General features: G+C 69.5%; 25 protein-coding genes. 13 read left to right on the forward strand and 12 right to left on the reverse strand.

Features of this window, described 5'->3' with window-relative positions; genetic code table 11:
* Window positions 1–17: 17 nt before the first annotated feature.
* Genes ACQW02_RS02220 through ACQW02_RS02230 form a run of 3 tightly spaced genes read left to right on the forward strand, consistent with a single transcriptional unit; the run spans window position 18 to window position 2718 of the window.
* Window positions 18–182 carry a DUF1328 domain-containing protein gene (locus ACQW02_RS02220; protein ID WP_431283650.1) on the forward strand — a complete coding sequence of 55 codons (165 nt, stop codon included), beginning with the start codon at window positions 18–20 and terminating at the stop codon, window positions 180–182.
* Window positions 179–859, forward strand: a complete 681-nt coding sequence (locus tag ACQW02_RS02225) for a hypothetical protein (RefSeq protein ID WP_431283651.1) — start codon at window positions 179–181, stop codon at window positions 857–859. Before ACQW02_RS02220 ends, ACQW02_RS02225 begins: the two co-directional genes overlap by 4 nt.
* Entirely contained in the window at window positions 856–2718 is a 1863-nt protein-coding gene (locus ACQW02_RS02230) for an ABC transporter ATP-binding protein/permease (protein WP_431283652.1), read from the forward strand. Before ACQW02_RS02225 ends, ACQW02_RS02230 begins: the two co-directional genes overlap by 4 nt.
* Here the strand turns inward: ACQW02_RS02230 and ACQW02_RS02235 are convergent.
* The 7 genes from ACQW02_RS02235 to ACQW02_RS02265 form a co-directional block, all read right to left on the reverse strand.
* Window positions 2687–3454 carry a metallophosphoesterase family protein gene (locus ACQW02_RS02235; RefSeq protein ID WP_431283653.1) on the reverse strand — a complete coding sequence of 256 codons (768 nt, stop codon included), beginning with the start codon at window positions 3452–3454 and terminating at the stop codon, window positions 2687–2689. The two genes, ACQW02_RS02230 and ACQW02_RS02235, sit on opposite strands and share 32 nt — an antisense overlap.
* Complete coding sequence (locus ACQW02_RS02240; RefSeq protein WP_431283654.1) at window positions 3451–4299, reverse strand: diacylglycerol/lipid kinase family protein; 849 nt, start codon at window positions 4297–4299, stop codon at window positions 3451–3453. The genes ACQW02_RS02235 and ACQW02_RS02240 overlap by 4 nt, the downstream gene beginning before the upstream one ends.
* Window positions 4300–4375: 76 nt before the next feature.
* On the reverse strand, window positions 4376–4963 hold the full coding sequence (locus ACQW02_RS02245; RefSeq protein WP_431283655.1) for a PRC-barrel domain-containing protein: 588 nt from the start codon (window positions 4961–4963) through the stop codon (window positions 4376–4378).
* 86 nt (window positions 4964–5049) lie between these two features.
* Entirely contained in the window at window positions 5050–6012 is a 963-nt protein-coding gene (locus ACQW02_RS02250; RefSeq protein WP_431283656.1) for an alpha/beta hydrolase, read from the reverse strand.
* Between the two features lie 293 nt (window positions 6013–6305).
* Window positions 6306–7286, reverse strand: a complete 981-nt coding sequence (locus ACQW02_RS02255; protein ID WP_431283657.1) for a Bug family tripartite tricarboxylate transporter substrate binding protein — start codon at window positions 7284–7286, stop codon at window positions 6306–6308.
* Window positions 7287–7468: 182 nt separating this feature from the next.
* Entirely contained in the window at window positions 7469–7891 is a 423-nt protein-coding gene (locus ACQW02_RS02260; RefSeq protein ID WP_431283658.1) for a hypothetical protein, read from the reverse strand.
* A 2-nt stretch (window positions 7892–7893) separates the two neighbouring features.
* Window positions 7894–8160, reverse strand: coding sequence for a hypothetical protein (locus ACQW02_RS02265; RefSeq protein WP_431283659.1), 267 nt, complete (start codon window positions 8158–8160; stop codon window positions 7894–7896).
* A 300-nt stretch (window positions 8161–8460) separates the two neighbouring features.
* Here ACQW02_RS02265 and ACQW02_RS02270 point away from each other — a divergent pair, with 300 nt between their 5' ends.
* The gene (locus tag ACQW02_RS02270; RefSeq protein ID WP_431283660.1) at window positions 8461–10104 is read left to right on the forward strand and encodes an AI-2E family transporter; all 1644 of its coding nucleotides are present in this window, start codon (window positions 8461–8463) and stop codon (window positions 10102–10104) included.
* 83 nt (window positions 10105–10187) lie between these two features.
* Here ACQW02_RS02270 and ACQW02_RS02275 read toward each other — a convergent pair whose 3' ends face one another.
* Window positions 10188–10493, reverse strand: a complete 306-nt coding sequence (locus tag ACQW02_RS02275; RefSeq protein WP_431283661.1) for a hypothetical protein — start codon at window positions 10491–10493, stop codon at window positions 10188–10190.
* 4 nt (window positions 10494–10497) lie between these two features.
* Window positions 10498–11574 (reverse strand): LLM class flavin-dependent oxidoreductase, encoded by a 1077-nt coding sequence (locus ACQW02_RS02280; RefSeq protein WP_431283662.1) that lies wholly within the window; start codon window positions 11572–11574, stop codon window positions 10498–10500.
* Window positions 11575–11679: 105 nt separating this feature from the next.
* Between ACQW02_RS02280 and ACQW02_RS02285 the strand changes: the two genes are divergently transcribed.
* Together ACQW02_RS02285 and ACQW02_RS02290 are read left to right on the forward strand one after the other, a co-directional pair.
* The gene (locus ACQW02_RS02285; RefSeq protein WP_431283663.1) at window positions 11680–12588 is read left to right on the forward strand and encodes a LysR family transcriptional regulator; all 909 of its coding nucleotides are present in this window, start codon (window positions 11680–11682) and stop codon (window positions 12586–12588) included.
* 52 nt (window positions 12589–12640) lie between these two features.
* Window positions 12641–13606, forward strand: a complete 966-nt coding sequence (locus ACQW02_RS02290) for a Bug family tripartite tricarboxylate transporter substrate binding protein (RefSeq protein ID WP_431283664.1) — start codon at window positions 12641–12643, stop codon at window positions 13604–13606.
* Here ACQW02_RS02290 and ACQW02_RS02295 read toward each other — a convergent pair whose 3' ends face one another.
* Window positions 13607–14479 carry an SMP-30/gluconolactonase/LRE family protein gene (locus ACQW02_RS02295; RefSeq protein WP_431283665.1) on the reverse strand — a complete coding sequence of 291 codons (873 nt, stop codon included), beginning with the start codon at window positions 14477–14479 and terminating at the stop codon, window positions 13607–13609.
* 71 nt (window positions 14480–14550) lie between these two features.
* Here ACQW02_RS02295 and ACQW02_RS02300 point away from each other — a divergent pair, with 71 nt between their 5' ends.
* Window positions 14551–15168, forward strand: a complete 618-nt coding sequence (locus ACQW02_RS02300; RefSeq protein ID WP_431283666.1) for a TetR/AcrR family transcriptional regulator — start codon at window positions 14551–14553, stop codon at window positions 15166–15168.
* Between the two features lie 3 nt (window positions 15169–15171).
* Here the strand turns inward: ACQW02_RS02300 and ACQW02_RS02305 are convergent, their stop codons facing one another.
* Both ACQW02_RS02305 and ACQW02_RS02310 read right to left on the reverse strand, forming a co-directional pair.
* Window positions 15172–16152 (reverse strand): Bug family tripartite tricarboxylate transporter substrate binding protein, encoded by a 981-nt coding sequence (locus ACQW02_RS02305; protein WP_431283667.1) that lies wholly within the window; start codon window positions 16150–16152, stop codon window positions 15172–15174.
* 23 nt (window positions 16153–16175) lie between these two features.
* A complete protein-coding gene (locus ACQW02_RS02310; RefSeq protein WP_431283668.1) occupies window positions 16176–17138 on the reverse strand; it encodes a Bug family tripartite tricarboxylate transporter substrate binding protein in 963 nt (320 codons plus the stop codon).
* Between the two features lie 179 nt (window positions 17139–17317).
* On the opposite strand from ACQW02_RS02310, the gene ACQW02_RS02315 reads away from it, so the two are divergent.
* From ACQW02_RS02315 to ACQW02_RS02340, 6 genes are read left to right on the forward strand one after another with little or no spacing between them, the layout of a single operon-like run.
* Entirely contained in the window at window positions 17318–18088 is a 771-nt protein-coding gene (locus ACQW02_RS02315; RefSeq protein ID WP_431283669.1) for an enoyl-CoA hydratase/isomerase family protein, read from the forward strand.
* A 2-nt stretch (window positions 18089–18090) separates the two neighbouring features.
* Complete coding sequence (locus ACQW02_RS02320; RefSeq protein ID WP_431283670.1) at window positions 18091–20211, forward strand: acetate--CoA ligase family protein; 2121 nt, start codon at window positions 18091–18093, stop codon at window positions 20209–20211.
* On the forward strand, window positions 20208–21383 hold the full coding sequence (locus ACQW02_RS02325; RefSeq protein ID WP_431283671.1) for an acyl-CoA dehydrogenase family protein: 1176 nt from the start codon (window positions 20208–20210) through the stop codon (window positions 21381–21383). Before ACQW02_RS02320 ends, ACQW02_RS02325 begins: the two co-directional genes overlap by 4 nt.
* 2 nt (window positions 21384–21385) lie before the next feature.
* Entirely contained in the window at window positions 21386–22351 is a 966-nt protein-coding gene (locus ACQW02_RS02330; RefSeq protein ID WP_431283672.1) for an acyl-CoA dehydrogenase family protein, read from the forward strand.
* A 15-nt stretch (window positions 22352–22366) separates the two neighbouring features.
* Entirely contained in the window at window positions 22367–23149 is a 783-nt protein-coding gene (locus ACQW02_RS02335; RefSeq protein ID WP_431283673.1) for an SDR family NAD(P)-dependent oxidoreductase, read from the forward strand.
* A 2-nt stretch (window positions 23150–23151) separates the two neighbouring features.
* Entirely contained in the window at window positions 23152–24516 is a 1365-nt protein-coding gene (locus ACQW02_RS02340; RefSeq protein WP_431283674.1) for an SDR family oxidoreductase, read from the forward strand.
* Window positions 24517–24523: the final 7 nt, after the last annotated feature.

A 24523-nucleotide genomic window follows, 5' to 3' on the forward strand; every position in this document is an offset into this window, starting at 1 on the left:
CCGTCATGGAGGATGCCATGCTTTACTGGACGTTGATTTTCCTGGTGGTGGCCCTGATTTCGGGCGTGCTGGGGTTTGGTGGGGTTGCCTCGGCTTCGGCCGGCATCGCCCGGGTGCTGTTCTTTCTGTTCCTGGTGCTCTTCGCCGTGTCCCTGCTGACCGGGCGCGGTGTTTCGACATGACGGCCTCGCTCGCACGGCGTGGCTTGCTGGGGGGCGCGCTTCTGATTCCGGCGGCGGCGCTGGTCGCGACACGCGCCGCCGCCCAACGCCCGCGCGGGCTCTGGTTCGACCCGACGCAACTGCCATCCTACAGCGGGCGCCTGGAACGCTGGCTGACCAATCCGGCCGGGGAGACCGATCGCGGCCTGTTCCGCGAAGGCGCGCAGTTCGTCTTCCCCCCCGCCGATGCCGAAGACCTGATGGCGGCGGTGCAGCCCGGGGCCGGGCTGACCGTCTGGGGCATCCGCGCCCGCACGGCCCCCGTGATCACCATGCTGGCCTGGGCGAAGTCCGACGCCGACCCGGCCAATTTCGTCGCCAGCCCCGCCTGGTTCGCCAGCACCGCCCGCGGCACGCGGGTCCTGCGGATCGAGGGCCAGGTGGCGGGGCCGCTGCTGTCGCCGCAGGGCGATGCGATGGGTGTCTTCCTGGCCAATGGCGACAGCCTGCGCCTGGCGCCCGCCGTGCATGCGCTGCTGGGCAACCGGCTGGCCGTGGGCCAGGCGCTGGCCGCGGAAGGCCCGGGCACCCGCCTGCGCGACACCACCGCCATCGACGCCACGCGCATCGGCGCGAACCCCGAGGCGCTCGAACCCGTGCCCGTTCCCGAAGCAACCCCAACCGAGGCACCGCGATGAGCGCCACGATCGCCGAGCCGCCCCCAAAAATCCTTGAGGAAGGTCCCGCCGCCAGGCCGCTACGCGCCTTCTGGCGGCTGACGCGCGTCTGGCTGACCGCGCCCGACCGGCGCGACGCGCGGCTGTTGATCGCGGGGCTGGTGGTCCTGACCATCCTGCAGGTCGGCTTGCAGATCCGCTTCAACCTGTGGAACCGCGACTTCTTCAACGCGCTGGAAAGCCGGGACGGCAGTGCCTTCCGCTACCAGATCCTGCTGTTCCTGGGCCTCGCTGGCCTGTCGATGTCGGTCGCGGTGTACCAGCTCTACGTCAAGCAACTGATCCAGTTGCGCTGGCGCGAATGGCTGACGACATCGCTGCTGGCCGACTGGATGTCCGATGGCCGGCAATACCAGTTGGAGATGACCGAGACCGGCGCCGACAACCCCGACCAGCGCATCGCCGAGGACGCCCGGGTCGCGACCGAGCTCGCGGTCGAATTCGCCACCGGGCTGCTGAATTCGGCGCTGATGCTGACCTCCTTCGTCGGCATCCTGTGGACCCTGTCGGGCGCGCTGCACCTGTCGTTGCTGGGCAATGAGTTCGAAGTGCCCGGCTACATGGTCTGGGCGGCGCTGCTCTATGCCATGATGGGCACCGCGCTGACCTGGCTGGTCGGCCGGCCGATGGTGCGGCTGAACATCGCGCGCACCACGGCCGAGGCCGATTTCCGCTTCGGCCTGACCCGCGGCCGCGAGAGCGGCGAGGGTATTGCGCTGATCCGGGGCGAGGCCGACGAACGCCGCGGTTTGACGGGGCTGTTCGGCAGCGTCGCGACGGCCGTGCAGAACCTGATGCGCAGCCAGCGCAACCTGATGTGGCTGACATCGGCCTATGGCGCGCTGGCGATGATCTTCCCGACCGTGGTCGCATCGCCCGCCTATTTCGCCGGTGCGATCACCCTGGGCGGGCTGATGCAGATCGGCGCCGCCTTCGGTCAGGTGCAGGCATCGCTGAACTGGTTCGTCGACAATTTCCCGCGCATCGCCGAATGGCGCAGTGCCACGACCCGCCTGGCGGCCTTCCGCGCCGTGATCGAGGAGTTGGACGCGCTGGCCGCCGACCCCGAGCAGCCGACCATCGGCGTCACCGAGGGCGGTGACGAGATGCTGGCCTTCAAGGGGCTGGAAGTCGCCTTCGCCAATGGCACGACGGTCATCGCCGATGCCTCGGCCGAGATCCATGCCGGCGAACGGGTGCTGATCCAGGGCGAATCCGGCACCGGCAAGTCGACCCTGTTCCGCGCCATCGGCGGGCTGTGGCCCTGGGGTGCCGGGGAGATCGTGACCCCGCCGCGGGAGACGATGATGTTCATGCCGCAGCGGCCCTATTTGCCGCTCGGCACGCTATTGGGCGCCCTGGCCTATCCCGGCGCGCCGGACAGCGTGACGGAGGAGGATGCGCGCGCGGCGCTGGCCCGGGTCGGGCTGGAGGCGTTCGGCGACCGCCTGGGCGATGAGGACCGCTGGGACCGCGTGCTGAGCCTGGGCGAACAGCAGCGCCTGGCCTTTGCCCGCCTGCTGCTGCGCAAGCCGCGCTGGATCTTCATGGACGAGGCGACGGCCGCGCTGGATGAGAAGAACCAGGACGCGATGATGCAACTGGTGCTGGACGACTTGCCGGAGGCGGCGCTGGTGTCGATCGGGCATCGCCCGGGGCTGGAGGCCTTCCACACCCGCACCCTGAAACTGGTGCGCGCGGAGGGCGGGGCGCGGCTGAGCCGGCCGCGCCGTGCCATGGCCTCGCCCAAGGTCCAGGCCCGGGCGCTGCCGTCGTGGCGCCGCCCGGCTACGCCGAAGCCGGCGGCGCCGAAGCGGTGACGGGCGGGTGGAGCCATTGCGTCTCCACCCGCAACCCCGCGGCATCGATGGTCACGAGGTTCCAGCCGTTCGGCGACCCCTTGGTGCGCGGCGACAGGGCGCTGGGCGCGATGAATTGCAACGGCGCCCCGGCGCCTTCATCGGGCGCGTCGGCGCGGTGCAGGTGGCCGCAGAGGATGGCCAGCGCGCCGGCATCGCGCAGCAAGGCCACGGCCGCCCCGGCGCCAAAGGCCGGTTCGCGGCCGATGGCCCAGGCGGGATGCCGCAGCGGATGGTGGCACAGGACGATGATGCGCCGCCCGCGATAGGTCGCAAGCCGGGCCGCCAGGCGGTCCAGCCGTCGCTGCGACAATCCGCCGGCCGACCAGTCCATGTGCCAATGCGCGCGCTGCACCGTATCCAGCCCCAGCACCACCACGTCGCCGCATTCCAACTCCGGTTCGCGATCCAATCCGTGGAACTTCTGCCAGGGCGCCAGCGGGCGGAGGAAGCGCGTCCAGAGGTCGGTGCGCGGAATGTCGTGGTTGCCCGGCACCGCCAGCACCGGCACGTCGAAGCCGCCCAGGAAACCGGCGGCGGCGGCGAATTCGGCGGATCTGGCCCGGCGGGTCAGGTCGCCGCTGACCAGTACCGCATCGGGGGCCGCATCGCGCAACGCGGCGCCGAGGCTGGCGATGGCCTCGGCCCCGGCCTCGCCGAAATGCAGGTCGGACAGATGGGCCAGGCGCAGGGTCATGGCCTGGGGTCCAGGATGCGCAGCGCCCCCGGGTCCAGCCGGAAGCGCAATGGCGGGGTGGCGAGCATCATCTCGCCATCCAGGCTGACCCGGATACGCCGGCGGCGCCCGTGCACGACCAGCCGGGGGGATTCATGCGTCAGGACGTCCGGATCCTGCGCAAGCCGGCCGGTGAACCAGCGGAAGGCCTGTCGCAGCCGCCCCAGGATGCCGCGCGACCGCACCAGTTGCAGCGTCAGCGCCGATGGCGCGCCGGGCGCCGGCGCCGTGACCACCGCCGCGTTTCCGCGCCTGTGCCTGCGGCCCGGCATCGGCGCCACCACATCATTCCATGGCGTGCGCACCAGGTTCCGCAGCGCGACGCGCAGCAGCGGCAGCCAGCCGAGCAACCCACCGCCACGCTGCAATTCGCGAAAGCGCAACAGCCGGGCCGGCGCGCCGATCAGTGATTGATACAGGAAGATCTCGCCATTCAACCGCACGATGTCGAGCCCGGCGGTCTGGCCGGGACGATAGGATGCGACCGCCGCCACCGGATCGGGCGGCAGGCCCAGCCGCTGGCAGACGCGGTTCATCGTGCCGCCCGGCAACAGGCCAAGAGCGATGTCGCTGCCCAGCGCAAGGGTGGCGATGGCGCGCAGCGTGCCGTCGCCGCCGGCCACGAAGACGGCGTCCGGTGCCGCCGCCACGGCCGCGTCCCATTGCCGGTCGGGGGTCTGCGCATCGTCAGGGCGGGCGATGATGGTGAAGCCGGCGGCCTCGATCGCGGCCTCCAGCAGCGCGCGGGGGTCGTTCAGGGCGGCCATGCTGCCGGCCGCGGCATTGAGGATCAGGACCGCGCGCATCGTGGATGTCCTTCGGGCAAACAAAAACGCGGCGCGGGATGACCCGCGCCGCGTCGATGGTCAATCCGCGTGGCGATTAGCCGCGGCGGATCTGTTCGTAGGTGTAGACCGGCCGGGCCTGCAACTGCTCCTTGGTCGCGCCGGGCAGGGTGACGCGCTCACGCTGCGCATTCCAGCCCAGTTCGGTCAGCGGCAGCGCCACCAGGCGCGCCCCCATGCCGAGGAAGCCGCCGACCGAGATCACCGCCATGGCGCGGTCGCCGGCCGGGCTGAGCACCACGTCCTCGATCTCACCGATCGATTCGTCGCGCTCGTTGTATACATTGCTGCCGATCATCTGGCTGACGCGGGGGCGGTAGGTGACAGCGGTATTGCCCGCCGGCGCGGTGCGCATGACCTCCGCCGTGCCCGGGGTGGCGGGACCACCCGTGGCGCGGTCGACGGCGCGGCCAACGGCCGTGCCCGGGGGATTGCCCGGCGCCCCGTCGGGAACGGTCGGGCTGCCGGTGGCGCGATCGACGGCGCGGCCGACGGCGGTGCTGGGCGGGTTGCCCGGCGCGCCATCGCGCGGGGCGGGCTGCGCGGTGGCGCCGAAAGACGCCAGCAACCCCGCCGCGAGCGTGGCGGCGAGGATCGGATGTCGCTGCGTGCTGACCTTGCTCATCTGGATCTCCTGTTGTTGGGCCCGCCAGAAAGGACGGCCTGCAGAGAAGAACGTGATGGGCGCGGGAAGGTTGCGTCGCGGCGCGGTTACGCGAGAAAGCGCGATGGCTCCGGCTTCAGGGCCTCGACAAACCACTTCGCCGTTGCCGTCACATAGGGGCGGTGCAGCGGGTGGGATGTCTCGATCCAATCCAGGTGGCCGGCATCCTTGATGATGACCAGGGTCTTTGGCTCGACCGCCTTGGCGAAAAGGCTATGGGCCTCATCGACCGGGTAGTAGTCGTCGTCCTCGGCGTGCACGACCAGCAAGGGTCGCGGCGCGATCAGATGCGCTTCCTTCTCCGGGCTGAATTCATACAGTGCCTCGGCCGATTCCAGGGTGAAGCGGTCGGGCAACCCGTGGCCCAGGCCCTCCTGCTTCGCCGTGGTGATGCCGAGCGAGGCATTCATGGAATCCTGGAAGCCATGATATTCGTCGGCCGTCGGCGATTTGCCGGGATGCGTGACGTCGACATAGGAAATCATGTCCGACACGCCCTCCATGACGCGCTTCACGCGATCCGCCGCGAGCTGCGCCTTGCGGCGGAGCCAAGCGTCGTAAGGCACTCCCGCGCGCACCGTGCGCTCACCATCGCCAAAGCCACCGACGCAAGCGACCGCCTTCACCCGCGTATCCCGCGCCGCCACCGACACGACGATGCCGCCACCCAGGCCCCAGCCGATCAGCCCCATGCGCGCCGCGTCGATTTCCGGCTGCTGTTCGAGGAAGGTGAGCGCATGCCGCACGTCGCGGATCTCCTCCTCCGGGAACAGCCGCCCGCGCACGCCGTCGCTGCTGCCGAGGTTGCGATAGTCGAAGGCGGCACAGATAAAGCCGGCTTCCAGCAGGATCGGCATCCACCGGGGCGGAATCCACGACTTCAGCCCGAGCCGGCCGGAACAGACGATCAGAAGCGGCCGCCGCTCGCCGGGCTTGAAGTCGGCGGGGAACTGCAGGAATCCACGCAGCTTGATGCCGTCGCTGAAGAACTCGAAATCACGTGCGGTCAAGGAACAGTCTCCACGAAAGCGCGCTTGGCGGGAGCGCTGAAAAATGGCGGGTTGCGCCTTGAGAGGGGCTTTGCCCCTCTCAAACTCTCCCCACCAGGGGCCGCCGCCCCTGGACCGGCGCGATGTATTGGCAAAATAAAGGGAGGGGCATGGAGCGCGTTGCACCAATGGCGCAGCCTTGATGCCCCTCCCTTTATTTTGCCAAACGCCGTGGGTTCCAAGGGGCCACGGCCCCTTGGTGGGGGAGGTGTGGAGGGGGCGAAGCCCTCTCCACGGCGCCACCCCCGCGTCTTCTAGTCCGCCGTCGCACCGCTGGCGCGGACGAGTGGCACCCAGAGGTCCAGTTCGCGCCGGAGGAAGGCGGCGAAGTCCGCGGGGCTGCCTTCGGCGATCGGGGGCAGTTCCATCTCGACCAGTTTTTGCGCGGTCGCGGGTTCCAGCAATGCGGTTCGCACCGCGGTGTTCATGCGCGTGACGATCGGTTCCGGCGTGCCGGCCGGGGCGAAGAGCCCATACCAGGAATAGGCCTTGTAGTTGGGCAGGCCGGCTTCGGCGGTCGTCGGCACTTGCGGCATCAGGCTGGAATGTGCGTCGGTCGCGACGGCCAGGCAGCGCAGGCGGCCGTCATTGTGGAAGGGCGCGATCAGCGCCGGCGTGTCGAAGCCGCAGACCACCTGGCCGGCGACCAGGTCGGTCATCATCGGCGCGCTGCCGCGATAGGGCACGTGGATCATCTCCGCGCCGACGGCATTGAGGAAGGACACGGCGGCGATATGGGCCGATCCGCCGGCCCCGCCGGTGCCATAGGCGTAGCGCCCGGGATTGGCCTTCAGCAGGCGGATGAAGCCCTGCAGATCGGTCACGCCGAGCGACGGGTGGACGGTGATGCACAGCGGCACCAGCACGGTCGGCGCGACGGCCACGAAATCGCGCACGGGGTCATAGGGCAGGCGTTCGCGATACAGCCCGACGGCCAGCACTTGGGTGGACACCGTCGCCATCAGGAAGGTGCTGCCATCGGGCGGCGCCTTGGCGACGACGTCAGACCCGATGGTGCCGCCGGCGCCGGCGCGGTTTTCGACCACCACGGGCTGGCCCAGCACCTCCGACATTCTTGGCAGCAGCATGCGGGTCGAGACATCGGTGCTGCCACCGGCGGCGAAGGGCACGATGATGCGCACCGGGCGCGTCGGCCAGGGGGCCTGCGCCCGCGCGGCATGGGGCAGGGCGGCCAGGGCGGGGAGGGCGAGTGCGGCGCGGCGGGAGATCGGCATGGAGGCACCCCTGGGGGAGGATGGAGGTATGGAAGCTTGGCCATGGGTTGGCGCGCATCGTGCCCGTCGTCGCATGCGACGAAACCGGCGCAAGCCTCGGCCCATTTGGCGTTGGCCTGCATCCTCCATCTTTTTCCGTCACCGTCCAGCACCCGGCGGCGCCAGGTTGGCGCGCAGGCCTGTCAGCGCCGCAGCGCCTTGAGGATCTGTTCCACCAGGATGCCGCCGGCCGCGACCGCCGGCACCCGCCAGCCGAGCAGGGACAGGCCTTCCTGCACGAAGGACCGCTGCGACAGTTGCAGCAGCGCCAATTGGCGCACGTGCAGGGCTTCCGCCGCCACGGCATCCGTCCGGCGCCGGGTGAACAGCAGCATCAGCATCGCCAGCACGGCATCGATCCCGGCCAGGGCCAGGGCCGCGACAAGCCGGCCATATTCCTCCGACAGGGCGATCCAGCCCGCGACATGCAGCAGCACGACCGCCGCCGCGCCAAAGGCGCAGGCGGCGGCCACGAAAGCCAGGCGTCGCGCGGCCCCGGCCGCCTCTCGTCGCCAGCGCAAGGTTTCGGCTTGCGCCGCGACGCCCAGAAGGTCGAGGCTGCGCACGGTCAGCGCCGCATCAGATGGGCGATGACGAAGCCGGCCAGGGCCGCGATCCCGAGTGCGGCGAAGGGGTGTTCGCGCACGTTCTGTTCCACGCGCGCGGCCTGGTCGCGCACGGTGTCGGTCGCCGCGTTCGCCGCCGCGGCGCCCTGTTCGGCGACATGCGCCAAGGCCGGGGTCACGCGTTCGGCCATCAGTTTTTCGACTTTGGCGCGCAGCGCCGCGATCTCGGCCTGGGCCTGGTCGGTGTAGGTGTTCGGGTTGGTATCCATCGGTCGTGTCCTCTGGGGGGTGAAGGCGGTGCCGGCCTGTCCGGCCGGTGATGCCGTGCCTCGCGCGGCGGGGGATGGGCTTGGCGTGACGGGCGCGATTGACGCAACCTCGCGGAATTGCGTCTCTCTGAACTGCGCAGGTGCCATGCACGTCTCCCACATTCGGCCGGATGGCCGTGCGATGGGGATGAAACGCCTGGCACGCTCGCGCGTTGCATCTTGGCAAGCAAGGATCACAACGCAATGGCCCCCTTCCAGGCTCCTGGACTCCCCGAGACGGACCGGGGCCTGGCGGCCCGAATGCTCATGGCCTTTGGCATCGTCGGCGCGCTGTATCTGGGGCGCGACATCCTGGCCCCGCTGGCGCTGGCCTTGCTGTTGACCATCGCTGCCCTGCCGGTGGCCGATGCGCTGGAACGCCGCGGCGTGCCCCGGGTGCCATCGGTGCTGCTGGTGCTGCTGCTGGTCGTGGGGCTGATGGGCGGGATGCTGGCGCTGGTGGTCGGCCAGGCGCTGGCGCTGGCGACCGAACTGCCGCGCTATGAACAGGTGCTGCGCGAGAAGCTGCTGGTGATCGGGCAGGAATCAGGCCCGATCACCGAGCTGGTCCGGCTCGGCGGCCGGCTCAGCGCCGCCCTGGCGCCGGCCGAGGCGCCGGCCACGACGATCGCCGTGATGGCTTCGCCGGAAACCCCGCTGGCCGCCATCATGGGGTTGCTGCACGTCGTCCTGGCGCCCGCCGCGACGGTGGCGATCACCCTGCTGTTGATGGCCTTCCTGCTGATCCAGCGCGAGAACATGCGCGACCGGATCCTGCGCCTGGCCGGGGTGCACGAAATGCACCGCACCACCCAGGCGATGGGGGATGCGACGCAGCGGGTCGGGCGCTTCCTGCTGACGCAGGTCGTCATGAACGGTGCCTTCGGTGTCAGCATGGGGTTGGGGCTTTGGCTGCTGGGGGTGCCGAACGCGCCGTTGTGGGGCGTGCTGGGCTTCCTGCTGCGCTTCGTGCCGTTCCTGGGCGCGCCGATTTCGGTGCTGTTCCCGTTGCTGATGGCCTTTGCGACGACCGAGGGCTGGACGACCGTCATCCTGGTCATCGTGCTGTTCGCGATCGTCGATGTCGCCATCAGCTATGTGCTGGAACCCTGGCTGATCGGCGCGAGCACCGGGATCACGCCGCTGGCGCTGGTCCTGTCATCGGCCTTCTGGGCGGTGATGTGGGGGCCGATCGGGCTGATCCTGGCGCCGGCGATCACCGCCTGCCTCGTCATCCTGGGGCGGCATGTGCAGCAATTGGCCTTCCTCGACATATTGCTCGGCGATACCGAGGCGCTGTCGCAGCCCGCGCGCTTCTACCAGCGCATCCTGGCGGGTGACGCGCGCGGCGCCCATTTGCTGATCGAGGAGGCGACCCTGCGCGAGGGGGCGTCGGGCGCCATCCGCCAGATGGTGCTGCCGGCGATCGCGCAGATCAGCGCCGACCGGCCATCGGGCAGTTTCGGCCCGGCGATGGCCCTGCGCAGCGCGCGCGGGCTGCTGTCGGTGCTGGACGTGATGACGGAGGAGGCGCCCTGGGCCGGTGTCGTGCTGCTGCCGGTCGCCGGTGGGCTGGACCGCGCCGCCGCCGCGGCCGTCGCCGTCGTGATGGCGGAGGACGGGCAGGGGGCGAGCATCGGCCCGACCCAGGGCACCGCGCGCATCGCCGTCATCGTGACGACCGGCGTCACCTCGGCCGCGCGGCTGCGCCGTGCGATGGCGACGGCGCGGGAGACGGGGGCGGAGATCCTGGCCTTCGTCATCGGCGATGCGGCGGAGGCGGCGCTGGCCGATGCCGAACCTGTCCTGCCCCAGTTCCACACCCTGGCGCTGCTGCTGAGCGAGATCGACACGCGGCTGGGGACGGGTGGGGAGGTGGTCGAAAAACGGGGGGTCGCGCTTTGAACGGGGCGTTTCGGCCCTTGGTGCGGACACACCGTTTCCAGGCCCGGCCAGGCTAGGTTCGGCCCAGATGCCGGGACCGGGGGTTACCCCGCGCTTTCGATATGCGCGCGGATGCCGCCCTGGTCATCCACCCAGCCACGGCTGCGGGCGAAGCCGATCATGCCCGCCAGCCCAGCTTCCCAGTCCGGATCGCCGCCGCGCGGTGCCAAGGCGCGCAGCGCCGCCTCCGCGACCCAGGCGGTGTCGCCATCGGCACGAGCCACGCGGGCGAGCGCGCCCTGCGCCGCCTCCAGCCCTCTCGCCCCCTGGTCGAAGCGGATGGAGAAGCGGCGAAAATCCTCCGCCTCCGCCAAGACGGCCTCACCCGCGGCGGTGATCCGGATCAGCACGACGTCACTCGGCCGCGACCGAGGCGGCCGGCATGGAATCGCCCAGTTCCTTGCGGATCGCGGGGATGATGCGGCTGCCCCAGAGTTCGATCTGCTTCAGCATGGTCTTGTGGTCGAAGTCGCCCATCTGCGTCTGGATCGCGACATGCTTGGGGCGGAGGATGCGGATTTCCTGCACCATGCGCTCCACCACCTGGTCCACGCTGCCGACCGGCAGGTTGGCGCGCATCTGGTCGAGGGTGAGGTCGTTCGGGCTCTCCTCCTCCTTCACCATGAAGCCATCGTCGGACTGGGCGCGACGAAACTTCAGCGCTTCTGAAATGCGGCGCTGGTAGCGGGCGTTCTCCAGGTAGCTCGTGACCTCATCGGCATTGTCGCTGGCGAAGGCGCAGCGCAGCAGGCCGACCTTGGTATCGTCGATGTCGCGGCCTTCCTTCGCCGCGATGGCCGACAGGCTGTCGCGCATCTGCTGCAGCTTTTCCTTGCCGCTCAGCAAGGCCGTGACGAAAAGATTGTGGCCCTCGCGGATCGCGCGCGCCTGGGTGTCGGGGTGGCCGGTCGCCAGCCAGATCGGCGGCATCGGCTTCTGGACCGAACGCATGCTGATCGAGGTCAGCGGCAGCTGGATGTGCTTGCCTTCGTAGAAGAAGCCTTTCTCCTTCAGGCCAAGCTGGATGACTTCCAGGAATTCGTGGAAGATTTCCGGCGCTTCCTCGATGTTCACGCCAAACCGGTCGAATTCGAATTTCTGGTAGCCGGAACCGACGCCGAATTCGAGCCTTCCGTTGGAGATGGAATCGCAGAACCCCGCCTCCGCCAGCAGTCGCGCCGGGTGGTACATCGGCAGCACGCAGACGGCGCTGCCCAGGCGGATGCGCTTCGTCAGCGCCGCCATGTGCGCGATCATCATCAGTGGCGATGGGCACAGGCCGTAGTTGGAAAAATGGTGTTCGGCATACCAGGCCGTGTCGAAGCCGGCCTGGTCGGCGGTGACGGTCTGTTCCACCGCGCTGCGCAACACCTCGGCCGAGGTCTGATGGTAGCCGCGCTGCTGCATCAGAATGAAAATGCCGAATTCCATGGCTTGGTTCCTTCCCTTGATGGAGGCAGCCTAGGTGATGGCCAATCCCCGCAACAATACGCTATCTTCAAGAAGCATCTTTGCGGTTTTTGCAAAGGAGGGGACATGCGCAGCCTGCAAGCCATGGAACTCTTCGTCAGCGCGGTGCGGGAAGGCAGTTTTTCGGCCGCCGGGCGCCGCGCCGGCCTGTCGCCGGCCACGGTGTCGCGCCAGGTGGCGGCGCTGGAAGGATCGCTGAATACCCAGTTGCTGAACCGCACCAGCCGGACCCTGGCGCTGACGGATGCGGGGCGGGAATACCTGGCGCGGCTGGAACCCATCCTGCTGAACCTGACGGAGGCCGAGGCCGCCGCGACGGCCCTGCAGGCGACGCCGCGCGGCACGCTGCGGGTGCATTCGCGGCTGATGTTCGGCATGCATGTGGTGGCGCCGCTGATCCCCGCCTTCCAGGCGCGCTACCCGGAATTGCGCGTCGAACTGCGCCTGGCGGAGCATCCCGCGCGCCTGGCCGAAGACGAGATCGACATCGACCTGCGCATCGGCGCGCCGCCCGAGGCGCAGTTGATGCAGCGCCGCCTGCTGCGCAGCGAACGCGTGCTGGTGGCGAGCCCCGGCTACCTGGCCCGCATGCCGCCGGTAACGGTTCCGCGCGACCTGCTGGCGCAGCACTGCCTTGGCTATTGGCTGGGGCCGGAAGACCTGGTCTGGCGCTTCCTCACCGAAGGCGCGTTGGAGGAGCTGCGGATCGCCGCCCGGTTTTCCAGTAACAATGGTGAGGTCTTGCGCCAGATGGCCGTCGCCGGCCACGGCATCGCGCTGCTGGATGACTATACGGTGCGGCAGGAGCTTCAGTCGGGGCGTCTCGTGCGGCTGTTGCCGGAGGCGCGCGTGACGAATACCGGCTTCGACCTCGGGATCTATGCGGTGTTCCGGCAGACTTCGCTGTTGCCGGCGAAGACGCGCGCCTTCCTGGATTTCCTTGTCGAGGTGATGTCGACCGCCGCAACACGTTGACCGACCGGTCAGTCTGCCGCTATGCAGGCTGCAAGAAATCGGAGGAAGAGCGATGTCCATGCAGCTTGGCCGGCGCGGCGTGATGGCCGGTATGGCGATCTTCGCGACCGCGACGCATGCGATGGCACAGGGCAAGCCGGTGCGGCTGGTCGTGCCCTATGGCCCCGGCGGCGGCCCCGACGTCTTCGCGCGCCGCCTGGCGCAGGGGCTTGCGGCGCGGCTCGGCAGCCCGGTGGTGGTGGACAACCGGCCCGGTGCCACGACCATGCTGGGCACGGAATACGCCGCCGCCGCGGCGCCCGACGGGCTGACCCTGCTGATGGGCACGTCGACGACCTTCGCCGCCAATCCGCATCTGTTTCGCCGCATCAACTACAGCATGGCGCAGTTCCAGCCGATCACCCTGCTGATCCGCACGCGCTTGGCGCTCTATGCCAACCTCGACCTGCCGGCCAATGACATGGCGGGTGTCATCGCCCTGGCCAAGGCGGCGCCGCAGCCGATGCATTATGGCGTGACCGCCCGCGGCAATTCGACGCATCTGACGGGTGAGGCGCTGAAGATCGCCGCCGGCATCGATCTGCAGGATGTGCCCTACCGCTCCACCGGATCCATGCAGCAAGGCGTGCTGCGCAACGACATCCCGCTGGCGATCGACGGGATTCCCGCCTGGCTGGGCCTGGCGCGCGAGCGGAAGGTGAAGGTGATCGGCGTGACCGGCGACACGCGCGTCGGCGCGCTGCCGGATACGCCGACCTTCGCGGAGGCGGGGCTGCGTGACCTCGGCCATCAGCATTGGTACGGCCTGCTCGCGCCCGCCGGGCTGCCGGCGGCGGAGTTGGCGCGGCTGCATGCGGCGACCGTCGCCACGATGCAGGATGCCGAGCTATGGCAGAACCTGACCCATGAGGGTGCGACCATCGAGACGAACACCCCCGAGGCCTTCGCCGCGCTGATCGCCGAGGAAACCGAGACCTGGGGCCAGATCATCCGCCGCATCGGCCTGACGCTGGACTGATCAGGCCGCGGCCAGTGGTTCCGCGATCCCGGTGACGCCGAGGCCGGTGATGGCGAAGAGCCCGCCGGCCTCGGGTTCCGGCGCGGTCAGCCGGTGGCTTTTGGAGATCGAGGTCACGTAGAGCACATCAAGCGCCGGCCCGCCGAAGCTCAGGCTGGTCGGATAGGTCACGGGCATGCGCAGGCGCAGCACCAGGCGGCCGGTGGGATCGAAGCGCGCGACCTCTCCGCTGCGCACCAGCGCGGTCCACAGATGCCCCTCCGCATCCACCGTCGCGCCATCGGGCGCGGTGCCGAGGGGCGCCAGGTCGGCGAAGACGCGACGGCCCGTCGCCTGGTCGCCGTAGTCGAAGCGCCAGATCACCTGGCGCGGGCTGTCGGCCAGATAGAGGATGCGCCCATCCGGGCTGAAGCACGGGCCATTCGCCGTCACGATATCGGCGGCGAGTTGCGTGACGCGCCCATCCCGCGCAAGCCGGTACAGTCCACCCAGTGGGGCTTCGCCGGGGGGCAGGTTCATGTGCATGGTGCCGGCGACGAAACGCCCTTGCCGATCGACCTTGCCGTCGTTCAAACGCAGATCGGGGTGTTCGACACCGATCGCAGCGATCGGCGAGCAGGTCCGCGCCGCAAAATCATAGCGGAAAAACCCGTCGCGCAAGGCCAGGATCGCACCCCCGTCATGGCACAGCGCGAAGGAACCGACCGGGGCCGGCACGGCAAAATCCGCACGCAAGCCGGTCGCGGGATCCAGCCGGTGCAGGATGCCCGCCAGCGAATCCACCCAGTAGAGCAACCCGTCCCGCGCGCTCCAGACCGGGCTTTCGCCAAGCCGGTCCTGCGTCGTGCCGACCCGTTCGATCACAATGGCCATGCGGACTCTCCCGTGCGAAAGTGTTGGTGGCTGACCGGTCGGTCAACGTTGGTGATGCAAGGAGACACCGCATGGCGCGTGCAGCGGCGAAGATGCCGATGGCGGAGGAGAGCGATTCCTCGGAACGCATCCTGCAGATCCTGTCGGAATCCGCGCGCCTCTTCGCGACCGATGGCTACAACGGCACCTCGATGCGCGACATCGCGGAAGCCTGCGGCATTTCGAAGTCGCTGCTCTACCATCACTTCACCGACAAGGACGAGATTTTTGCCCGCATCGCGCTGGGCTCGACGCGGGAGCTGTATCAGTTCGTCGTCGACCGCATTCCGGAAGGCGCCACCCCTTCGGAACGCATCCGCGCCTTCATGACCGCGACAGGCGAGTATTTCTACCGCTATCGCTGGGCCTGGCTCGCCTCCACCAGCGCCTTCTGGAACGACCCGGAACAGCGGCGGCAGCGGGAACGCATGATGTGGCGCGACCGGTATGAGGGGCTGATCCGCAGCCTGATCGAGGACGCGATCAAGGCCGGCGAAATCCGCCCGATCGACGTGCCGATGGCGGGCCGGCTGGTGCTCTCCGCGCTGAACTGGATGCACCGCTGGTACAAGCCGGAGAAGGACATGTCCGCGTCGCAGATCGCGGACACGTATTTCGAGATGATCTTCCACGGGTTGAAGGCGCAATAGGGCTCAATCCAGCTTGAGGCCGATGCCCTGGATCAGCGCGCCCCAGCGCGCGCTTTCCGACGTCAGCAAGTCCTGGAAGGCGGCGGGGTCGATGCCCTCCATGGTGGCACCCTGCGCCACCATCTGCGCCGTCAGCCCATCGCCGGCCAGGCCCGCGCGGGTGGCGGCCAGGATGCGCGCGGCGATGGCATCCGGCACGCCGGCCGGCGCGAACAAGCCGTACCAATAGCCCTGCGCCATGTCCGGGAATCCGGCTTCGGCGAAGGTCGGCACGTCGGGCAGGACGTCCACGCGCTTGTCCCCGGTGACCGCCAGCGCACGCACCTCACCCGATCGCAGCAGGCCGAGGTAGGTCGCCAAGCCGTCGAAGCCGATATCGACATCGCCACGGATCAATGCCTGCGCCGCCGCGGCACTGCCGCGGAAGGCAACATCGGTCATGGTCAGGCCGGTCAACTGCTTCATCCGCTCACCCGCCAGATGCGCCACGGCGCCGCGATTGGTGGTGGCATAGGTGATGCCGTTCGGTCGGCCCCGCGCATAGTCGATCAACTCGGCCACCGTGCGCACCGGCAGCTTCGGGCTGCTGTAGAGTGCGAGTTGCGCGCGCATGAGTTGCGTGATCGGGCGGAACTGATCCAGCCGATAGGGCAGCCGCGAGAACAGATGCGGATTGACCGCGAAGGTCGTGGAGGAGGTCAGCAGCAGCGTGTAGCCATCCGGTCGCGCCTGCGCCACGTGTTCCGCCGCGATCAAGGTCGTGGCGCCGGGGCGGTTGTCGATGACGACGGGCTGGCCGAGGACCGCCTGCATCGCCGGCTGCATGGCGCGGGCCAGGATGTCCGGCTCGCCGCCCGCGGAAAAGGCGACGACGATGCGCACGGGCCGGTCGGGCCAGGCGCCCTGGGCCTGGGCGCGGGGCGCCAGGGACAGGCCGAGTGCGGCGCCGGCCAGCGCCCGGCGACCGATGCTGGTGGTGGTCATGCTGCGTCCTCCTGACCCGCCCGTTAATCGAGCGTGATGTTCTTTTCCCGGATCACCCGGCCCCATTGCGCCATGTCCTGCGCCATCTGCCGGCTCAGCAGATCCGGTGGGCCGGAGATGGCGCGCAGGGCCTCGCTGGCCAGGCGCTGGTGGATCACCTCGCTCTCCATCGCCTTGTTGGCAGCGTCGTTCAGGCGGGCGATCACCTCCGGCGGCGTGCCGGCGGGGCAGAGCAGCGCGGTCCAGAAACCCGCCACGAGGTCGGGGTAGCCGGCTTCCTTGAAGGTCGGGATCTCGGGCAGCAGCGGCGCGCGTTCGGCGAAGGACAGGCCGAGCAGGCGCAGCCGGCCGGTGCGGACGTGTTCGATCGTGGTGGTCGGTGCCTCCACGCTGATCTCGATGACGCCGGCCAGGAGGTCGGTGGTGGAGGGGCCATTGCCGCGATAGGCGACGTCGGTCAGTTCGATGCCCATGGCGCCGGCCATCAACATGCCGAACAACTGGCTGACGCTGCCGGTGCCGTTGGTGGCATAGCGCAGCGGATTGGGGCTGGCCTTGGCGAAGGCGACGAAGCCCGCGATGTCGCGCGGCGGCAGGGCGGCGTTGATGGTCAGCGAAAGCGGCCCGTCGAACAGCAGGGCGACGGGGGCGAAATCCTCCAGCCGATAAGGCAGGTTGCGCCGCATCATGACATTCAGCGGCAGGCCGGCGGTGCCGCCGACCAGGACGGTCAGCCCGTCCTTCGGCGCGCGGGCGACGGCTTCGCTGGCGATAATTGCGTTGCCGCCGGGGCGGTTTTCGACAACGATCGTCTGGTCCAGCGTCTGGGCCATGTGCTGGGCGATCAGGCGGGTCGCGATATCGGTCAGGCCGCCGGCGGCGAAGGGGACGACGAAGCGGATCGTGCGGGCGGATTGAGCCTGGGCCAGCGCCGGCATGGCAAGCCCCGCCGCGGTCAGCAGCATGCGCCGGGATACGGGAAGCATGGACCTCTCCTCGAAGTGTTGTTCTTGCCGCCAACCTAGGTCGGGACTGACCGATCGGTCAATCTCTTCCGCATCGCTCAAAATGCGATTGCACGACACGAAAGGCTGGTCTACCACCATGCCGACTGACCGGTCGGACAGCGTAATGCTTTCGCCCGGACCGAGGGGAAGGAACAAAAATGTCCGACGACATCGTGACCTTGCAGGTCGCCGACCATATCGCCCTGGTCACGCTCAACCGCCCGCCCGTGAATGCGCTGAACCGCGCCATGCGCGACGCCATCATCGACGTGTTCGACGCGGTGTCCGAACGCGATGATATCCGCGTCGCCGTGCTGACCGGCGCCGGCAAGGCCTTCTGTGCCGGGGCCGACCTCAAGGACCGGCCGGACAATACCAAGGTCGGTGCCTTCCACGCCCATAACCGCGTAACGCGTGAAACCGGCAACGCCATCCGCGAATGCGCCAAGCCCGTCATCGCCGCGGTGAATGGCGCGGCACTCGGCGCGGGGCTCGGGCTGATGGCGGCCTGCGACATCTACCTGGCGGCCGAGGATGCGGTCTTCGGCATGCCGGAAATCGATGTCGGCCTGGCCGGTGGCGGCGCGATGCTGCGCACCATTTTCGGCCGGTCGATCATGCGCCGGCTGATGTACACCGGCGACCGGCTGACCGGTGCGGAACTCTATCGCCGCGGCATCATCGAACAGGCGACGTCGCGCGAAGACCTGTTGCCCGCGGCGATGAAGATGGCCGCGAATATCGCGAACAAGAGCCCGCTTGCGATCAACTACGCGAAGACATCGGCGAACATGGTCGACCTGATGCCGCAGCGGGACGCCTATCGCATGGAGCAGAATTTCACCGTCGCCCTGTCGCGGACCGAGGATGCGAAGGAGGCCCGCATGGCGGTCCTCGAAAAGCGCAAGCCGGCCTTCAAGGGGCGCTGAGCATGGTCGAGATCGGCACCGGGTTGGAGGCGATCCTGCAACCGCGCTCCATCGCCATCATCGGCGCATCGCAGGACGCGACGAAGATCGGCGGCCGTCCGGTGGAACTGCTGCAGCGTTTCGGCTTCCCCGGCGCGATCTATCCGGTCAATCCGCGCGCGACGGAGGTGCAGGGGCTCACGGCCTATCCCTCCGTCACGGCGCTGCCGGAAGCGCCCGATCTCGCGATCATCGCCGTCGCCGCGCAGATGGCGCCCGATGCGCTGGAGGAATGCGCCGCCAAGGGCGTGAAGGCCGCGGTCATTTTCTCCTCCGGCTTCGCCGAGTTGGGCGAGGCGGGCGAGGCCTTGCAGGCGCGGCTGCGCGCGACCGCGCATCGCACCGGTATTCGCGTGCTGGGGCCGAATTGCCTGGGCGCGGTCAGCATCGCCGAACGCAGCATCGCGACGTTTTCCATCGTTCTGGAAAGCAGCCTGCCGCAGGCGGGGCCGATCGGCATCGCCTCGCAAAGCGGCAATATCGGCAGCTATACCGCGCTGCTGGCGCGGGAACGCGGCATCGGCATCAGCCGCTTCGTGACCACCGGTAATGAATGCGATGTGGATATCGCCGATGCCGTCGCCTTCCTGGCCCGCGATCCCGCGACCAAGGTCATCCTCTGCGTTCTGGAAACCTGCCGGGACGCGCCCCGCCTGATCGCGGCGCTCGAAGCAGCGCGCCAGGCCTCCAAGCCAGTGGTCGTGCTGAAGATCGGCGCCTCCGATGCCGGCCAGGCGGCCGCGGCCTCCCACACCGGGGCGCTGGCGGGCTCGGATGCGGTCTTCGATGCGGTCTTCCGCCGGGCCGGCGTCGCGCGGGTCCATAGCGTGGAACAGATGCTCGACCTCGGCCATGCGGCTTCGGTGCTGGGCGACCGGCTGCCGCGCGGGCGGCGGACCGTGCTGCTGACGGCCTCGGGCGGCTTCGGCGTGCTCATGGCGGATGCGGCGAGCGCGGCCGGCCTGACCCTGCCCGCGCCATCCCAGGCGACGCAGGACCGCATCCTCGCCGCGGTGCCCTATGCCTCGCCGCGCAATCCGGTGGATGCGACGGCGATGATGTCGAGCCGGCCGGAGATCCTGGAAGCGATCCTCGGCGCCATCCTCGATGACGACGGCTGCGATGCGCTGCTGTTGCTGCTCTCCTCCTCGCTCTACCTCCCGCGCCTGCGGGACGTGTACATGCCGACTTTGCGGGCAGTGCGGGACAAGCATCCCGACAAGGTGGTGATGCTGACAGTGCACGGGCCGCAGGATGCGGTGCAGGAACTGACCGCCATGGGCTTTGCCGTGGTGGATGGCATCGGCCAGTCGACGCAGGTGTTGGCGGGTCTCTGCGACCTTCAGGCCGCTCGCGCGCTGCCGCCGCCCGCGCCCCCCCTGTCCCCGGCCGAGCCGCTGGACCCGGCGCTACTGCGCACCGAGGCTGGTGCGAAGCAGGTGCTTGCCGCCGCCGGCGTGCCCGTGCTGCCGGAACGTGTCGTGCGCAGCGCCGCCGATGCAGCGCAGGCTGCCCGGGACATGGGGTTTCCGGTCGTGCTGAAAATCGTCTCGCCCGATCTGCCGCACAAGACCGAGGTTGGCGGCGTCGTGCTCGACCTGGGCAGCGAAGATGCTGTCGTGGCGGCGCATGACGCGATGCTGGCGCGTGTCCGTGCCGCCGCGCCCAAGGCGCGGATCGAGGGCGTTCTCGTCTCCCCCATGCTGCGTGGCGGCACGGAGATGATCCTGGGCACCAAGCGCGACCCGGTGTTCGGCCCGGTCGTGCTCGTCGGCCTCGGCGGCATCTTTGCCGAGGTGATCCAGGACGTCGCCCTGCGCCCCGCGCCGGTGGATGAGGCGGAGGCCATGGCGATGTTGCGCGGCCTGAAAGCCTTCCCTGTGCTCGACGGCGCGCGTGGCCGCCCCAAGGCGGATATCGCCGCCGCCGCCCGCGTCATCGCGGCGCTATCGCGCTTCGCGGCCCAGCACGCGGAAACGATCGCGGAGATCGACATCAACCCGCTGCTGCTGCGGGCCGAGGGACAGGGCGCGGTGGCGCTGGATGCGCTGATCGTGCCCGTGGGAACGGAGCACCACGCATGACAGGCGACCTCTCGGGCGAGGCGTTTCGCACCCATGTGCGCGACTGGCTCGCCGCCAATGTCCCGCCGGGCTTCCTGGCCGACCAGCCGGGCTACGCCACACCGACGCTGGCGCAATGCCTCGATTGGGAAGCCGCGATGCATCGCGCGGGACTGGCCGGCATCACCTGGCCCCAGGCCTATGGCGGCCATGGTCGGAGTTTGCGCGAACACCTGATCGCCAACCAGGAAATCGGCCGCCTCGCGCTGCCGGAAAGCGTCGGGTCCATCGGCAAGGAACTCGCCGGCCCGATCATCCTGGCGATCGGCACGGAGGACCAGAAGCAGCGCTACCTGCCCGCCATCATCGAGATGCGGGAGATGTGGTGCCAGGGCTTTTCGGAACCCGAAGCCGGGTCGGATTTGGCCGGGCTGCGCACGCGTGCGGTGCGCGACGGTGACGGCTGGCGCATCACCGGCCAGAAGATCTGGACCAGCGGTGCCGCCAAGGCCAAGCGCTGCCTGCTGCTGGCCCGCACCGGCCCGCTGGAGGATCGGCACAAGGGCCTGGCCCTTTTCGCCGTGCCGATGGATGCGCCCGGCATCCGCGTGCGGACCATCCGCCAGATGAACGACAAGGACAGCTTCGCCGAGGTCTTCTTCGACGAGGTGCCGGTCGGGCCGGAGGATGCGCTCGGCGCCCCCGACGAAGGCTGGAACGCCGCGATCCGCGTGCTCGGCATCGAACGCGCAACCAACCGCATGTATCGCGCCTGGCGTTTTGAGAATGAACTTCGCCACCTGATCGCCGCCTGCAAGCAGGATCCGGCACTCGCGCCGCTGCTGCGCGATGGCTTCTATCGCCAGCGTCTGGCCGATACGCAGGTCGATATCGAGATGGTGAAGGGCCATGTCGAGCCCACGGTCGAAGCCCTGCTCGCCGGCCAGGCGATCGGTGCGCAGGGCAGCCTGATGAAGCTGCATTGGAGCGAGGCGCACCAGCGCTTTGCCGCCCTGGCGATGGAGATGCTGGCGATGGCAAGCCCGGACGCGTCGCCCGCCGTGCTGGGCGCCCAGAAGCGCTTCAAGGAAATCTACCTGCAGTCCCGCGCGGAAACGATTTACGCGGGCACCACGGAAATCCAACTCGGCATCATCGCCGATCGCGTGCTGCAACTGCCGCGGGGGAAGTGACCATGGATGCGATGCAGGCCGGGCTCGACCCGGCGGAATTTGCCGATAGCGCACAGCGGGCGGTGGCGGCCTGCGCGACGCTCGATCCGGCGGCAAGCGCCGTGCGGCTTGCGGAGGACGGCTTGCTGGGCGTGCTGGCGGCGGAGGACGTGGGCGGCCTTGGCCTCGACCTGCGGTTTGCCGTGCCGGTGTTGCAGGCGGCCGGGGCTGGCGACCTCGCTTTCCCGCTGCTGGAAGCGCTGCTGCTCGGCCGCCACCTCGCCGGCCCATCGCCGGAGATCGCGGCGGCATTGGTCGCCGGCGAGGCACGCGGCACCGTCGCCTGGGCCGGCAGCGCGCGCGGCGACCTGACCGGCACGGTGGGGCGGGCGCCGATGGCGCGCGGCGCCGACTGGCTGCTGGTGCGGCAGGGCGATGGCGCGGCCTTGGTGCCGGCGACAGGCTTTTCCGTCAGCGACGCCATCGGCCTGGATGAGACGGTGCCGGAGCAGACCGTCACACTGACCGGCGACACACCCGCCTGCCGCCTGGACGCAACTGCCTGGGCCGCGTTGCAGGAGGAAGCGCTGCTGCTGCGCGCCGCCGCCATTTTGGGTGCAGCGGAGACCTGCCTGGCCCTCGCGGCGGACTACGTCACCAACCGCCGCCAGTTCGGCAAGCCGCTGGTGGCGAACCAGGCCCTGCGACACCAGTTGGCACGTCAGAAACTGGCGCTGGAGGGCATGCGTGGCGCCATTACGCGCGCGACGGCCTGTGGCGAGACACTGCCCCGCCAGGCCGCCTTCCTGGCCGCCGCGACGCATGGGCCCGTGATCGCGGAGGGCGCGATCCAGGCGCATGGCGGCATGGGCTTCACCTGGGATGTGCCGGTCCACCGCCATCTGCGCCGCATCCGCACGCTGGCGGCACAGGGCGAGGTCCGGCAAATCCGCGAAGCCGTCGCCGCCGCGCTGATCGACACGAACTGACCCCGGGAGAAAACCATGACGGAAAACCAGGACCAGGCCATGGCGGGCCTGCTGACAGGGCGCGCGGCCCTGGTGACCGGCGCCGGCAATGGCATCGGCCGCGCCACCGCGCGCCGCCTCGCGGCGATGGGCGCCGTGGTCGGCGTGAATGACCTGAAGCAGGAGTTCGTCGACGCTGTCGTGGCCGAGATCGAGGCCGCCGGTGGCCGCGCCATCGGCATCGCGCAGAACGTCGCCAGCCGCGACGGCATGCGCGCTGCCGTGGCCGCCCTGGCCGAGCGTGCGGGGCGCTTCGACATCCTGGTGAACAACGCCGCCTGGGTGCGTTACCAGGCCGTGCCGGACATCGCGCCCGAAACCGTGGACCGCATGCTGGAGGTCGGCTTCAAATCGGTGATCTGGGGCATCCAGGCCGCGGCCGAGGTGATGGATTCCACGCGCGGCGGGTCGATCGTGAACGTCGCCTCCACGGCCGGTTTGCGGGCGACGCAGTCCAGCATCGTCTACAGCGGCATCAAGGCCGGCGTGATGGGCATCACCCGCGCGGCGGCGGCTGACCTGGGCGCCAAGGGCATCCGGGTCAACGCCATCGCACCCTCCGCCGTGCCGACCGAGGGCACCGCCAAGCACCGCACGGTGGAAAAGGACCAGAAGCGCATCGCCCGCACGCCGCTCGGCCGGCTTGGCACGGTGGAGGATATCGCCAAGGCGATCTGCTTCCTTGCCACCGACCAGGCGAGTTTCGTCACCGGCCAAGTGCTGGCGGTGGACGGCGGCATCACCACGACGAACATCTGACCATGCCGCGCATCGTCTTGGTGACGGGGGGCGCTGCCGGGATCGGCTGGGCCACCGCACAGGCTTTTGCCGCCGCGGGCGATTGCGTGCTGCTGGCGGATATCGACGGCGCCCGTGCCACCGCACGCGTGGCGGACCTCGGGCCGGGGCATGAAGCGATCGCGGTGGACATGGCCGACACGGCGCAGGTCGTCGCCATGATCGCGGGCATCGCCGCGCGGCATGGCCGGCTTGACGTGCTGGTCAACAATGCCGGTCGCATCGATGGCGGCACCCCGGTCGTGGAACAGACAGCCAACGGCTTTCGCAGCCTGCTGGCGCTGAACCTGGACGGCAGCGCGACCGCGGCGCGTGAGGCCGCGTCCGTCATGCGCCGGCAGGGCGGCGGGGCGATCGTCAACGTCGCCTCCGGCGCGGCGCTGCGCGCCATTCCGCTGCGCAACGGCTACAGCGCGTCAAAGGCCGGGATGGTCGCGATGACGCGCAACCACGCCTGCGCCTGGGCGCAAGACGGCATTCGGGTGAATGCCGTGGCACCGGGCTATACCCGCACGGAACTCGTGGAACGCCTCATCGCCGAGGGGCGTGTCGACCCGGCCAAGGCCGCGCGCCGCATCCCCTTGGGCCGGATGGGCGAACCGGCCGAAATCGCTGCTGCCATCATGCATCTGGCCTCACCGGCCGCGCGCTACATGACGGGCGCGCTGCTGGTGGCGGATGGGGCGTCGCATGCCTATGGCGGCAGCGAGGACGCGAATGTGATCCGGGGCGTGCCGCCCCAGGCGCCGCCGCCAGGCGTGCCGGTGATCGCGATCGGCCCAGGGCCGGTTGGGGCGGCGTTGGCCCAGATCCTCGCGGCGCGCGGTGTGGTCACGCTGCCGGCGGATGCGGAGATGGGCCGGCTTGGCCGTCTGGATGGACTGTTCAACATCGACCCGCAGCCAGCCGCGCCTGGGCACCTGGACCGCATCTTCCTCTGCGCCCAACAGGCCGGGCGGATCATGCTGCGGCAGGGGTTTGGCGCGATCGTCAACCTGACCTCCGTCCTCGGCCAACTGGGCCTGGACGAGGCGGGCGGGGCGGGGCCGGAGGCGGCGGCCGTCGGCATGCTGACCCGCACCATGGCGTGCGAATGGGGGGCCAGCGGCATCCGGGTGAACTGCCTGGCGGCCGGCCCCCTGGACGGCGAGGCCACGCCGCTGCTGCGCCGAATCCCCCTGCGCCGGCTCGCCGAACCGGGGGAGATCGCGGCCGTGGCCGATTTCCTTCTGTCGCCGGCGGCCGCCTTCATCACGGGCAGCCTGGTGCCCGTGGATGGGGGGCTGCTGGCCTATGGGGGGGCGGATTTCCCGCCGGGTTGTTCCTGAAAAAATG

Source organism: Humitalea sp. 24SJ18S-53 (genome assembly GCF_050632385.1).
Classification (GTDB): domain Bacteria; phylum Pseudomonadota; class Alphaproteobacteria; order Acetobacterales; family Acetobacteraceae; genus Humitalea.

Bases quoted from the DNA above. Each gene is read 5' to 3' on its own strand.
- ACQW02_RS02290 (WP_431283664.1), top strand. From the start codon at position 12,641: ATGTCCATGCAGCTTGGCCGGCGCGGCGTGATGGCCGGTATGGCGATC.
- ACQW02_RS02265 (WP_431283659.1), bottom strand. From the start codon at position 8,160: ATGGATACCAACCCGAACACCTACACCGACCAGGCCCAGGCCGAGATC.
- ACQW02_RS02325 (WP_431283671.1), top strand. From the start codon at position 20,208: ATGACAGGCGACCTCTCGGGCGAGGCGTTTCGCACCCATGTGCGCGAC.
- ACQW02_RS02315 (WP_431283669.1), top strand. From the start codon at position 17,318: ATGTCCGACGACATCGTGACCTTGCAGGTCGCCGACCATATCGCCCTG.
- ACQW02_RS02295 (WP_431283665.1), bottom strand. From the start codon at position 14,479: ATGGCCATTGTGATCGAACGGGTCGGCACGACGCAGGACCGGCTTGGC.
- ACQW02_RS02220 (WP_431283650.1), top strand. From the start codon at position 18: ATGCTTTACTGGACGTTGATTTTCCTGGTGGTGGCCCTGATTTCGGGC.
- ACQW02_RS02280 (WP_431283662.1), bottom strand. From the start codon at position 11,574: ATGGAATTCGGCATTTTCATTCTGATGCAGCAGCGCGGCTACCATCAG.
- ACQW02_RS02230 (WP_431283652.1), top strand. From the start codon at position 856: ATGAGCGCCACGATCGCCGAGCCGCCCCCAAAAATCCTTGAGGAAGGT.
- ACQW02_RS02235 (WP_431283653.1), bottom strand. From the start codon at position 3,454: ATGACCCTGCGCCTGGCCCATCTGTCCGACCTGCATTTCGGCGAGGCC.
- ACQW02_RS02300 (WP_431283666.1), top strand. From the start codon at position 14,551: ATGGCGCGTGCAGCGGCGAAGATGCCGATGGCGGAGGAGAGCGATTCC.
- ACQW02_RS02255 (WP_431283657.1), bottom strand. From the start codon at position 7,286: ATGCCGATCTCCCGCCGCGCCGCACTCGCCCTCCCCGCCCTGGCCGCC.
- ACQW02_RS02305 (WP_431283667.1), bottom strand. From the start codon at position 16,152: ATGACCACCACCAGCATCGGTCGCCGGGCGCTGGCCGGCGCCGCACTC.
- ACQW02_RS02310 (WP_431283668.1), bottom strand. From the start codon at position 17,138: ATGCTTCCCGTATCCCGGCGCATGCTGCTGACCGCGGCGGGGCTTGCC.
- ACQW02_RS02270 (WP_431283660.1), top strand. From the start codon at position 8,461: ATGCTCATGGCCTTTGGCATCGTCGGCGCGCTGTATCTGGGGCGCGAC.
- ACQW02_RS02245 (WP_431283655.1), bottom strand. From the start codon at position 4,963: ATGAGCAAGGTCAGCACGCAGCGACATCCGATCCTCGCCGCCACGCTC.
- ACQW02_RS02285 (WP_431283663.1), top strand. From the start codon at position 11,680: ATGCGCAGCCTGCAAGCCATGGAACTCTTCGTCAGCGCGGTGCGGGAA.
- ACQW02_RS02330 (WP_431283672.1), top strand. From the start codon at position 21,386: ATGGATGCGATGCAGGCCGGGCTCGACCCGGCGGAATTTGCCGATAGC.
- ACQW02_RS02340 (WP_431283674.1), top strand. From the start codon at position 23,152: ATGCCGCGCATCGTCTTGGTGACGGGGGGCGCTGCCGGGATCGGCTGG.
- ACQW02_RS02225 (WP_431283651.1), top strand. From the start codon at position 179: ATGACGGCCTCGCTCGCACGGCGTGGCTTGCTGGGGGGCGCGCTTCTG.
- ACQW02_RS02335 (WP_431283673.1), top strand. From the start codon at position 22,367: ATGACGGAAAACCAGGACCAGGCCATGGCGGGCCTGCTGACAGGGCGC.
- ACQW02_RS02320 (WP_431283670.1), top strand. From the start codon at position 18,091: ATGGTCGAGATCGGCACCGGGTTGGAGGCGATCCTGCAACCGCGCTCC.
- ACQW02_RS02240 (WP_431283654.1), bottom strand. From the start codon at position 4,299: ATGCGCGCGGTCCTGATCCTCAATGCCGCGGCCGGCAGCATGGCCGCC.